An 11,599-nucleotide genomic window follows, 5' to 3' on the forward strand; every position below is an offset into this window, starting at 1 on the left:
CAGGAGTCCATGGAGGTGGACAGGTAGACCTCGACGCCGCGGCCCTCGAGGTGCTCCTTGCCGTACGTGCCGAGCTTGGGGCCGACCTCGGGGAGGACTCGGCGGCGGAGACGACGAGGGCTTCTCCGTCGTCGGCGGCGGGGACGACGACGGCTCCTCGGTCGTCGGCTCCTGCGTGGGCTCCTTGGTCGGCTCCTGCGTGGGCGTCGGCGTCCAGGTCGGCTGGACGGCCGCGCCCTGCTGGGTCTCCAGGTCGAACTTGCCGACGTCGCCCATCACACCGAAGGTGTATGCCGCCCAGATCTGCGCCGGGAACCCGCCGCCGTTGACCCGGGGCTCGCCGGCCGCCTTGTACATCGGGACCTGGGCGTGGGTCTTGGGGTCCTCGCCGAACAGGCCGACCGAGGTGACCAGGTCGGGCGTGTAGCCGGTGAACCAGGCCGACTTGTTGTTGTCGGAGGTACCGGTCTTGCCCGCGACCTGCTGGCCGTTGCGGCCGGGGTTGTTGGCCACGGACGTCTGGGCGGTGCCGTCGTCGACCACGCCGGTCAGCACCGAGGTGACCGAGTCGGCTGCCTCGCGGCTGATGACCTGGTCGCCGACCGGGTCGGGCATGGGGACGTTCTGGTTCAGACGCTCCGCCGACTTCACGAGGGCCGGGGTGACCTTCTTGCCGTGGTTGTCGAGGGTCGCGTAGACGCCCGCCATCTGCAGGGGGCTCGCGCCCATGCTGCCCAGCGTCTGGGCCGGCACGGCCTCCATGTTCTTGGTGTCCATGCCGAGCTTGCCGGCGACGTCCACCACCTCGGACATGCCGACGTCGACGCCCATCTGCGCGAAGACCGAGTTGACGGACTTGTTCATGGCCGTCTGGACGGAGATCGGGCCGTAGTTGTGGTCGTCCTCGTTCTCGGGGGCGAAGCCGACCTTGCGGCCATCCTCCACGACCGGGCGCTTGCTCGTGCCGTCGTAGACGGTGCTCGCGGTGATCGGCTTGCCGTCCTGCGTCTTCGCCTGCTCCTCCACGGCCGCGGCCAGGATGACCGGCTTGAAGGTGGAGGCGGGCTGGTAGTCGGCGCGGGTCGCGTTGTTCACGTAATGCTTGAAGTAATCCTGGCCGCCGTACATCGCGAGCACCGCACCGGTCTTCGGGTTCACGGACGCGGCACCGGCCTGGACGTCTCCGTCGACCTTGCGCTTGTCGGGGTCGAGCTTGCTGTTCAGCTGCCGTTGGACGGACCTCTCCAGCGCCGCCTGCTTCTTCTTGTCGATGTTGAGCGTGAGGGTCCAGCCGCCGGCGTTGACAAGAGCCTCGGCCTCCTTGGTGCTGTCGGCGGTGCCGTCGGCGACGAGCTGCTTCTCCAGCGCCGCGTTGGCCGCGTTGACCAGGTAGCCCTTCTGGCCCTCCATGCCGGGGGCGGGCTTGGGCTCCTCGGGCACCGGGAACTTCATTCCGGCCCGCTCGGACGCGCTGAGCCAGCCCTCTTCGACCATGTTGTCCAGGACGTAGTTCCAGCGCGCCTTCACCAGTTTCTTACCGTTCTCCGAGGCGACGGCCCAGTCGTACTGGCTCGGGGCTTGGAGGAGCGCGGCGAGGTAGGCGCCCTGCGCGACGCTGAGCTTCTCGGCGTCCTTGTGGTAGTAGGCCTGGGCGGCGGCCTGGATGCCGTAGGCGTTGCGGCCGTAGTAGCTGGTGTTGATGTAGCCGGCGAGGATGTAGTCCTTGGACTTCTCCCGGTCCAGCTTCAGCGAGATGACCAGTTCCTTCAGCTTGCGCGAGACGGTCTGTTCCTGCGTCAGGTAGTAGTTCTTGACGTACTGCTGGGTGATCGTCGAACCGCCCTGCGCGCCCCGGCCGGAGACCGTGTTGAACAGACCCCGGGCGGTGCCCTTGAAGTCGACGCCGGCGTCCTTGAAGAAGGTCTTGTTCTCGGCCGCGACGAACGTCATCCGCACCTCCTTCGGGACCCGGGACAGATCGACGTTCTCGCGGTTGACCTTGCCGTCGCGGGCCATGATCGAGCCGTCGCTGTACTTGTAGATATTGCTCTGCCGCTTGGCGTCGGCGTTCCCCTCGGGGATGTCGATCACCATGTACAGCACGATGAAGGCCCCCATGCCCAGCAGGCACAGGCCGAGGAAGGTGCCGAGGAACTTCTTCCAGGTGAAGAGCCTACGTATGCCGCTCTTCCCGGCCGCAGCCGACGAACGGTGGCTCTTGGGTGCCGCCCGGCGCCCACCGCGCTGTCGGGCGCGTCTCTCTTCCGCTCGTCCCATGAGTCCGATCTGCTCCGCTTCGTTCATGTGTGCTCACATGTCACACAGGTTCGCCGCTCAGGTCAGCTCAGAAAGCTAACACCGGGAGATAAGAGATAGGGCTGCCGATCCGGTCCTTTGCGGACGTGACAATCAGCACCCATCCCAACGGAACCGACGTACGACACACCCGCAGGGTTGCCAGATCGCGGAAAAGTGATATCACTTAGCTATTCAGAAGCTATGCAGGAGTGGCTTCGACAGGAGAACGGGGGACCACCCATGCCCACACACGACACACAGGTCACCGCCGACGTGCCCGAGATGCCGGCGCCACGCGTGCGGGAGTTCACCGCGCACAGCATCGGCGGCGGGCTCGCCCTGCTGCTCGGGCTGCTCGGGCTGCTGGCCGGCGCCGGGCTGATCGCGGCCGCCACCTCGGTGGACGCGGGCGGCGCGAAGGCCGGGCTGATCACCGGCGGCATCCTGGTCGCCCTCGCGGCGTTCCTCGCCATGTGCGGGCTGAACATGGTGGCGCCGGGCGAGGCCCGCGTCGTCCAGCTCTTCGGCCGCTACCGCGGCACGATCCGGCAGGACGGCCTGCGCTGGGTGAATCCCTTCACCTCCCGCACGAAGATCTCGACCCGCGTGCGCAACCACGAGACCGCCGTCCTCAAGGTCAACGACGCCTACGGCAACCCCATCGAGCTCGCCGCGGTCGTGGTGTGGCGCGTGGAGGACACCGCCCAGGCCACCTTCGAGGTCGACGACTACATCGAGTTCGTCTCCACCCAGACCGAGGCGGCCGTGCGGCACATCGCCATCGAGTACCCCTACGACGCCCACGAGGAGGACGGCCTCTCGTTGCGCGGCAACGCCGAGGAGATCACCGAGAAGCTCGCCGTCGAACTGCACGCGCGCGTGGAGGCGGCAGGGGTGCAGATCATCGAGTCCCGCTTCACACACCTCGCCTACGCTCCCGAGATCGCCTCGGCGATGCTCCAGCGACAGCAGGCCGGAGCGGTGGTCGCGGCGCGTCGGCAGATCGTCGACGGCGCGGTGGGCATGGTGGAGGCCGCGATCGCCCGGATCACCGAGCGGGACATCGTGGAGCTGGACTCCGAGCGGAAGGCGGCGATGGTCTCCAACCTGATGGTGGTGCTGTGCGGTGACCGGGCCGCGCAGCCGGTCCTCAACACCGGGTCCCTCTACCAGTGACGGTCCCCGACGAAGGTCCGGGCCCGCAGCGCCGGCCGCAGCAGCAGCGCAAGCAGGTGCTGCTGCGGCTGGACCCGGCGGTGTACGAGGCGCTCGCGCGGTGGGCCGGGGACGAGCTGCGGTCGGCCAACGCGCAGATCGAGTTCCTGTTGCGCAGGGCACTGGCGGAGGCGGGGCGGCTGCCGCGGGAGACCGGGCCGCTGCCACGGCGGGGGCGTCCGCCCGGGTCTCCCGGGGGCTCTCCCGCCGGCCCGCCGCCCACCTGAGCGACGCGCCGTCATGGCTGTTGCGGAACCGTGACAACACGCCCCGACCTGCACGGCCATACCGTCGGCCATGAGGTGCACACCCCGCGTATACATCCGGCGTATACACAGTGTGTAGAGTTCTTGGCATGTCCATCGGTCACACTCTCCTGGGGCTCCTGGAGTCCGGCCCGCGCCACGGTTACGACCTGAAGCGGGCCTTCGACGAGAAGTTCGGTCACGACCGGCCGCTCCACTACGGCCAGGTCTACTCGACGATGTCCCGGCTGCTGAAGAACGGGCTCGTCGAGGTCGACGGCATCGAGGCGGGCGGCGGTCCCGAGCGCAAGCGGTACGCGATCACCGAGGCCGGCATCACCGACGTCGCGCGCTGGCTCGCCACGCCCGAGAAGCCGGAGCCGTACCTCCAGTCCACCCTCTACACCAAGGTCGTCCTGGCGTTGCTCACCGACCGCGACGCCGGTGACATCCTCGACACCCAGCGCTCGGAGCACCTGCGCAGCATGCGGATCCTCACCGACCGCAAGCGCAAGGGCGATCTGGCCGACCAGCTCATCTGCGACCACGCACTGTTCCACCTGGAGGCGGACCTGCGCTGGCTGGAGCTGACCGCGGCGCGTCTGGACAAGCTCCGTGAGGCGGTGACCCGGTGACGATTCCCCCTGGTTCGCTCCTCACCGCCCAGGACCTGCGCAAGGCGTACGGACCGACGACCGCGCTCGACGGCGCCGAGTTCTCCATCCACCCGGGCGAGGTCGTCGCCGTGATGGGCCCGTCCGGGTCGGGCAAGTCGACGCTGCTGCACTGCCTCGCCGGGATCGTCGTGCCCGACTCGGGCTCGATCACGTACAACGGGCGCGAGGTGACCGCGATGAGCGACGCCGAGCGCAGTGCGCTGCGGCGCTCCGAGTTCGGGTTCGTGTTCCAGTTCGGGCAGCTCGTACCGGAACTCACCTGTGTGGAGAACGTCGCGCTGCCGCTGCGGCTGAACGGGTCGTCCCGCAAGGAGGCCGAGCGGACCGCGCTGGCCTGGATGGAACGGCTGGAGGTCGACGACCTCCGCAAGAAGCGGCCCGGCGAGGTGTCCGGCGGTCAGGGGCAGCGGGTCGCGGTCGCGCGGTCGCTGGTGACCAACCCGCGGGTGGTCTTCGCCGACGAGCCGACCGGTGCGCTCGACTCGTACAACGGCGAGCGTGTGATGGAGCTGCTGACGGACGCCGCCCGGTCCGCCAACGCGGCCGTGGTCCTCGTCACGCACGAGGCACGGGTGGCCGCGTACTCCGACCGCGAGATCGTCGTACGGGACGGCAAGTCCCGTGACATGGAGCGCGTCGTATGAGCGTCGGGCAGTGGAGCCGGGACCTCGCCATGGGGGCCCGGTTCGCCCTCGCCGGTGGGCGCGAGGGGTGGACACGGTCGCTGCTCACGGCCGTCGGCGTCGGGCTGGGGGTGGCGCTGCTGCTGCTCACCACCGCCATCCCGAACGCCCTGGCGGAACGGGACCGGCGCGAGGAGGCACGCAGCGACCACACGTTCAGCCAGCAGAAGATACCGAAGGCCGACAACACGCTGACGGTCGTGGACGCGGACACCACGTTCCGGGACCTGGACGTGCGCGGCAGGCTGCTGGAGCCGGAGGGCCCGCGAGCCCCGCTGCCGCCGGGGGTCGCCGAGTTCCCGGCGGCGGGCGAGATGGTCGTCTCCCCCGCGCTGAAGGAGCTGCTCGCCTCCGACGACGGCAAGCTGCTGCGGGAGCGGCTGAACTACCGCATCGCCGGCACCATCGGCGAGCAGGGACTCGTCGGCTCGCAGGAACTCGCCTACTTCGCGGGCGGCAAGGGGCTGGCGAAGCTGCTGGAGGGCCCCGCGAGCGGCGCCCGGATCGACAGCTTCGGCAACGACGACCTGAGGTCGTCCGATGCCTGGGACCCGGTACTGCTCCTGCTGGTCCTGGTCGTCTTCGTGGTGCTGCTGATGCCGGTCGCCGTGTTCATCGCCGCGGCCGTGCGGTTCGGCGGCGAGCGGCGTGACCGCAGGCTGGCGGCACTACGACTGGTCGGCTCCGACAGCCGGATGACCCGGCGGATCGCCGCCGGGGAGGCACTCGCCGGGTCCGTGCTGGGGCTCGTCCTCGGCACCGGATTCTTCCTGCTCGGACGCGAACTGGCCGCCTCCGCCCAGGTGTTCCACGTCAGCGTGTTCCCGAGCTACCTGAACCCCTCGCCCGTACTGGCCGTCCTGGTTGCGCTGGCGGTGCCGGCGGCAGCGGTCCTGGTGACGATCCTCGCCCTGCGCGGGGTGGTCATCGAGCCCCTCGGCGTGGTCCGCACGGCCAAGCCCTCACGGCGCCGGCTGTGGTGGCGGCTGCTGCTGCCGCTGGGCGGGATCGCACTGCTCTACCCGATGATCGGGCAGGGCGACGACGGCGGGAACTTCAACCAGTACCTCGTCGTCGGCGGCGTGATGCTCCTGCTGGTCGGCGTCACGGCACTGCTCCCCTGGGTGGTGGAGACGGTCGTGGCCCGGCTCGGCTCGGGCGGAGTCGCCTGGCAACTGGCCGTTCGGCGACTTCAGTTGAGCAGTGGGGCGGCGGCCCGGATGGTCAACGGCATCGCGGTGGCGGTGGCCGGGGCGATCGCCCTGCAGATGCTGTTCGCCGGGGTCGAGGGCAACTACACCAGGGCGTCGCAGTTCGACGTCTCCCGGGCCCAGATGAGCGTGGACGTGCCGGACGGCGCCGACGCCTCGGCCATCATCGGCAAGTACCGCGACACCGAGGGCGTGCGCAGGGTCACCGCCCTGTCGGACGTCTATCTGCGCGACCGGCGCAGCGAGGACTCCTTCGTCCAGATCACCCTGGGCGACTGTGTGTCGCTGCGGGAGGTGGCCACGCTTCCCTCCTGCCGTGACGGGGACCTCTTCGCGGCCAACGGCTCGGAGTACGACAGCGAGAGCGACCACCTGGCCAAGCCCGGCACGACCCTGTGGAGGGAACCGGACGGCGAGACGGCCCGCCCGGGCGAGCGCCCGGTCTCCTGGACCGTGCCGCAGGACATCCGCCCGGCCCAGTCCCGCGAGGACCCCACCGGGTACGAGCGCGGCGGCATCCTGGTCACACCCGGAGCGCTGCCCGAGAAGCTGGCGGCGGCCACCTCGGCGCGGCTCTTCCTGAGCCTGGACCTCTCGGTACCGGACGCCTACGACCACGTGCGCAACACGGCCGCGCGGCTCGACCCCGCGGTCCAGCCCATGACCTGGCACAGCATGGAGAGCAACGACCGTTACGCCACCATCCGCACGGGCCTGTCCGTCGGCTCCGCCTGCGTACTGGCGCTGATCGGGGCGAGCCTGCTCGTCTCGCAGCTGGAGCAGTTGCGCGAACGCCGCAAGCTGCTGTCGTCCCTGGTCGCCTTCGGCACCAGGCGCCGCACCCTCGGCCTGTCGGTGCTGTGGCAGACGGCGATCCCCATCGGGCTGGGCCTGCTGCTCGCCGCGACGGTGGGCATCGCCCTGGGCGCGGTCCTGCTGCGGATGACCAACACCTCGGTGCGGGTGGACTGGCCGAGTGTGCTGTCGATGACCGGCATCGGCGCCGGTGTCGTCCTCGTGGTGACGCTGCTGAGCCTGCCGCCGCTGCTGAGGCTGATGCGGCCCGACGGGCTGCGCACCGAGTAGCAGCGGCACGCACAGCCCGTACGGGTCGTCAGGCGTCCTGCTCCAGGACCCGTACGGGCAGTGGGCGCAGCGCCTGCCGCAGGGCTGCCGCCAGTTCCTCGTACTCCGCGCCGCGCGCGGCTCCCACCCGCATCGCCAGTGCGATCCGGCGGGTGGGAGCCGGGTCGGCGAAGTACCCGGTGAGGAGCTGGTTGCTGCGGGAGGTCTCGACCTTCAGGGCGGTGCGCGGCAGCAGGGTGACACCGAGCCCGCCCGCGACGAGCTGCACCAGCGTGGACAGGCCCGCGGCGGTCGTGGTGACCGGCACGTCGTCGCGGCCGGCCTCCCGGCAGATGTCGAGGGCCTGGTCGCGCAGGCAGTGACCCTCGTCCAGCAGCAGCAGATTCAGCTCGCGCAGCGCCTGGCGCGGAATGCCCTCCCGCCCGCCGAGCCCGTGGTCGAGCGGCGTGACGAGCACGAAGTCCTCGTCGAACAGCGGCAGTTCGCTCACCCCTGGGACGCCGTGGGGGTCTCCCCTGTTCGAGCGCTGTCGAGAACTTGGGGGAGGCACGGCGAGCAGCAGGAGGTCGAGCCGGCCGCCGGCGAGGCCGTCGAGCAGGCTGGCGGTCTGCTCCTCGTGCACCTGGAGGTCGAGGTGCGGATACCGCTCGTGGACGAGCCGCAGGACCGTCGGCAGCAGATAGGGCGCGACCGTCGGGATCACCCCGAGCCGCAGCGTCCCGGTGAAGGGCGCCCGGACCGCCTCGGCCTCCTCCATGAGCGCGCCCACCTCCCCCAGAACCGCCTTGGCCCGTACGGCGATCCGCTCACCCTCGGGTGAGAGCAGCACCTTGCGCGTCGTACGCTCCAGGAGCGTCACTCCGAGTGCTTCCTCCAGGGCCGAAACAGCTCCCGAGAGGGCGGGCTGGCTCATGCCGATCGCGGCTGCCGCGTCCCGGAAATGGAGGTGCTCGGCCACCGCGGCGAAGGCCCGGAGCTGGGCCAGGCTGGGCTGCCTGCGTTTATTACCGACAGTCACTGATAACCACCTCCGATCAACTCGACCGAGTGTAGCTATTTCCGTAATCAATCGAGCCTGTGCCAACATCAACACAGTCCAACCCATGGGAAACCCCCGCGATCCGGGAGTTTCTTCGCTGCAAGGAGTGTGTGTGCTCACCGTCGGTGACAAGTTCCCCGAGTTCGACCTGACCGCCTGCGTCTCGCTGGAGAAGGGCAAGGAGTTCCAGCAGATCGACCACAAGACCTACGAGGGTCAGTGGAAGGTCGTCTTCGCGTGGCCCAAGGACTTCACCTTCGTGTGCCCGACCGAGATCGCCGCCTTCGGCAAGCTGAACGAGGAGTTCGCGGACCGCGACGCGCAGGTCCTCGGCTTCTCCGGCGACTCCGAGTTCGTCCACCACGCCTGGCGCAAGGACCACGACGACCTGCGCGACCTGCCGTTCCCGATGATGGCCGACTCCAAGCACGAGCTGATGCGCGACCTCGGCATCGAGGGCGAGGACGGCTTCGCCAAGCGCGCGGTGTTCATCGTGGACCAGAACAACGAGATCCAGTTCTCGATGGTGACCGCGGGCTCGGTCGGCCGTAACCCGAAGGAGGTCCTCCGGGTCCTGGACGCGCTCCAGACGGACGAGCTCTGCCCCTGCAACTGGTCCAAGGGCGACGAGACCCTCGACCCCGTCGCGCTGCTCTCCGGAGAGTGATCTGACATGTCGCTGGATGCCCTGAAGTCCGCCATACCGGACTACGCCAAGGACCTGAAGCTCAACCTGGGCTCGGTCATCGGCAACTCCGACCTGCCGGCCCAGCAGCTGTGGGGCACGGTGCTGTCGACGGCCATCGCCTCGCGCTCCCCGATCGTGCTGCGCGAGCTGGAGCCGGAGGCGAAGGCGAACCTGTCGCCGGAGGCGTACACGGCCGCCAAGGCCGCCGCCGCGGTGATGGCGATGAACAACGTCTTCTACCGCACCCGTCACCTCCTGTCGGACCACGAGTACGGCACCCTGCGCGCGGGCCTGCGGATGAACGTCATCGGCAACCCGGGCGTGGACAAGGTCGACTTCGAGCTGTGGTCCTTCGCCGTCTCGGCCATCAACGGCTGCGGCATGTGCCTGGACTCGCACGAGCAGGTCCTGCGCAAGGCGGGCCTCGACCGCGACGTCGTCCAGGAAGCGTTCAAGATCGCCTCCGTGATCCAGGCGGTCGGCGTCACGCTGGACGCCGAGGCGGTCCTGGCCGAGTAACCCCCGGCCGCACGCCTCGCATCGCAGGGCCCCGCCCACCTGACCGGTGGACGGGGCCCTGCTGTCGTTCCGATGCCCGCTACTGTGGCGGCGTCTTGGGTCCGGTCTCCGCACTCACCGCCGTGGCTCCACGGGGCCGCACCGAGTGCCGTAGCGCCGACTTCTGCGAGTACGACCGCAGATACCCGGCGACCGTGTTCGTCACCGCCACCAGCGGCACGGCGACCACCGCACCCCCGATCCCGGCCACCATCCCGCCCGCCGCGACCGACAGCACCACCGCCAGCGGATGCACCCGAACGGCGCGCCCGAGGATGAACGGCTGCAGGATGTGCCCCTCGATCTGCTGCACCGCCAGCACCACCACCAGCGTCATGACGGCCGTGAACACCCCCTGGGTGACCAGGGCGACGACCACCGCCAGCGCCCCGGACACCACCGCGCCGACCAGCGGGATGAACGCGAACAGGAAGATGAACACCGCCAGCGGCACGGCCATCGGCACATCGAGGAAGTAGATGCCAAGACCGATGAAGATCGCGTCGATCAGCGCGACGATCACCGTGCCCCGCACGTACGCCGTCAGCGTCCGCCACGCCGCCGGGCCGGCTCCGGCCACTCCCGGCCGCGCCGCCGCCGGCACCAGCTTCAGCGTCCACTCCCAGATGCGTTTGCCGTCGTAGAGCAGGAACAGCGTCGAGAAGACCGCCAGCAGGATCCCGGCGAGCGCCTCGACGACGACCGTCACGCCCTCCAGGCCCGCCGAGGTGATCTGGTCGGTGTTCGCGCCGACCGCCTCACGCAGGTTCGTGGCGATCTCGTTGATCTGCTTGTCCGTGACGTGGAAGGGGCTGTTCAGCAGCCAGTTCCGCAACTCGTCGATGCCGTCCTGGATCTGGGCCGAGAGGTCGTCGATGTTCTCCATGACCTGCCAGGTCACGAACCAGCCGATGAGGCCGATGACGACGAAGCCGAGGATGGCCGTCAGGGCGGTCGCCGGTCCGCGCGGCACGCCGTGGCGCCGCAGCCGCGCCACCGTCGGCTGCAGTATGGCCGTGATGAGCAGCGCGATGACGAACGAGAGCACCACGAGCTGGACGGCGCTGATGATCCGCATCAGCACCCACAGGGTGCCCGCGAGGATGAGGAGCCGCCAGCCCGCCTCGGCCGCGACCCGCACGCCCCACGGCACGGCCAGCGCGGGATCGGGGCGGGCGGCGACGTCGGGTGCGTAGTCCGGGGGCGGCGGCACGTGGTCGTCGGCGAACGTCGGGGAGTCGGAGTCGTCCCGCTCCCGTTCGGCCTCGGCGCGGCGTTCGTTGTACCGCTCGCTCATCTCGGTCAGCCCGGCACCGATCCGGCCGAGCCACCCTGGCACTCGCGACATGATCCGTCCCTTTCCCCCGTCTTGGCGCACCACTCCCCGGGGAGTGGTCCGTCCGACCGTACATGGCGCGAGCCCCGCACCGGACTGCGGTGCGGGGCTCGTGCGAAGTGCGGGATCGGCCGTGGGCCGGTCTGCTCAGTACCAGTGGTTGGCCTGCCAGAACGTCCAGGCCTCACAGGGGCTGCCGTAACGGTCGTTCATGTAGTTGAGGCCCCACTTGATCTGGGTGGCCGGGTTGGTCTGCCAGTCGGCACCGACGGACGACATCTTGGAACCGGGCAGCGCCTGGAACATGCCGTAGGCCCCGGAGGAGGGGTTGACCGCCTTGTAGTTCCAGTCGGACTCGTGGTCCACGATGTTGCTGAAGCACTGGAACTGCCCCGACGGCACCAGCTGCCGTGCCATCGCCTGGATCTGGGCGATGCTGTAGGAGCTCGCGACGGGGAAGTCGGAGATGTCCTTGGAGCGGCTGGCGGCGGCCTTGGCCTCCGCGCGCTCCTTGGCCGCTGCCTCCGCAGCCTTCTTGGCGGCCTTCTGCTTGGCGACGGCCG

General features: G+C 69.6%; 10 protein-coding genes and 1 pseudogene. 7 read left to right on the forward strand and 4 right to left on the reverse strand.

The genetic code is table 11. The features are described 5' to 3' along the window. Nucleotides 1–426: 426 nt before the first annotated feature. Nucleotides 427–2,304 (reverse strand): annotated as a pseudogene (locus ABZ281_RS17990) (transglycosylase domain-containing protein); the annotation flags it as partial. A gap of 234 nt (nucleotides 2,305–2,538) precedes the next feature. On the opposite strand from ABZ281_RS17990, the gene ABZ281_RS17995 reads away from it, so the two are divergent. The 5 genes from ABZ281_RS17995 to ABZ281_RS18015 all read left to right on the forward strand — a co-directional run bounded on the left by ABZ281_RS17995 (nucleotide 2,539) and on the right by ABZ281_RS18015 (nucleotide 7,415). Further along, nucleotides 2,539–3,474 (forward strand): SPFH domain-containing protein, encoded by a 936-nt coding sequence (locus tag ABZ281_RS17995; RefSeq protein ID WP_356656558.1) that lies wholly within the window; start codon nucleotides 2,539–2,541, stop codon nucleotides 3,472–3,474. Further along, entirely contained in the window at nucleotides 3,471–3,740 is a 270-nt protein-coding gene (locus ABZ281_RS18000; protein ID WP_356656560.1) for a hypothetical protein, read from the forward strand. Before ABZ281_RS17995 ends, ABZ281_RS18000 begins: the two co-directional genes overlap by 4 nt. A gap of 128 nt (nucleotides 3,741–3,868) precedes the next feature. Beyond that, on the forward strand, nucleotides 3,869–4,393 hold the full coding sequence (locus ABZ281_RS18005; protein ID WP_356656562.1) for a PadR family transcriptional regulator: 525 nt from the start codon (nucleotides 3,869–3,871) through the stop codon (nucleotides 4,391–4,393). Continuing rightward, nucleotides 4,390–5,079 (forward strand): ABC transporter ATP-binding protein, encoded by a 690-nt coding sequence (locus ABZ281_RS18010; protein ID WP_356656564.1) that lies wholly within the window; start codon nucleotides 4,390–4,392, stop codon nucleotides 5,077–5,079. Before ABZ281_RS18005 ends, ABZ281_RS18010 begins: the two co-directional genes overlap by 4 nt. Then, nucleotides 5,076–7,415, forward strand: coding sequence for an FtsX-like permease family protein (locus ABZ281_RS18015; protein ID WP_356656566.1), 2,340 nt, complete (start codon nucleotides 5,076–5,078; stop codon nucleotides 7,413–7,415). The genes ABZ281_RS18010 and ABZ281_RS18015 overlap by 4 nt, the downstream gene beginning before the upstream one ends. Before the next feature lie 28 nt (nucleotides 7,416–7,443). Here the strand turns inward: ABZ281_RS18015 and ABZ281_RS18020 are convergent, their stop codons facing one another. Further along, nucleotides 7,444–8,433 carry a LysR substrate-binding domain-containing protein gene (locus ABZ281_RS18020; RefSeq protein WP_356656568.1) on the reverse strand — a complete coding sequence of 330 codons (990 nt, stop codon included), beginning with the start codon at nucleotides 8,431–8,433 and terminating at the stop codon, nucleotides 7,444–7,446. 133 nt (nucleotides 8,434–8,566) lie between these two features. Between ABZ281_RS18020 and ABZ281_RS18025 the strand changes: the two genes are divergently transcribed. After that, complete coding sequence (locus tag ABZ281_RS18025) at nucleotides 8,567–9,121, forward strand: peroxiredoxin (protein ID WP_356656570.1); 555 nt, start codon at nucleotides 8,567–8,569, stop codon at nucleotides 9,119–9,121. A gap of 6 nt (nucleotides 9,122–9,127) precedes the next feature. Further along, on the forward strand, nucleotides 9,128–9,661 hold the full coding sequence (locus ABZ281_RS18030; protein WP_356656572.1) for an alkyl hydroperoxide reductase: 534 nt from the start codon (nucleotides 9,128–9,130) through the stop codon (nucleotides 9,659–9,661). Between the two features lie 79 nt (nucleotides 9,662–9,740). Here ABZ281_RS18030 and ABZ281_RS18035 read toward each other — a convergent pair whose 3' ends face one another. Then, nucleotides 9,741–11,048, reverse strand: a complete 1,308-nt coding sequence (locus tag ABZ281_RS18035) for an AI-2E family transporter (RefSeq protein WP_356656574.1) — start codon at nucleotides 11,046–11,048, stop codon at nucleotides 9,741–9,743. 135 nt (nucleotides 11,049–11,183) lie between these two features. Continuing rightward, on the reverse strand, nucleotides 11,184–11,599 hold a 416-nt coding region (locus tag ABZ281_RS18040; protein ID WP_356656576.1), incomplete at its 5' end, for a transglycosylase SLT domain-containing protein.

The organism is Streptomyces sp. NPDC006265, from assembly GCF_040613555.1.
GTDB lineage: Bacteria > Actinomycetota > Actinomycetes > Streptomycetales > Streptomycetaceae > Streptomyces.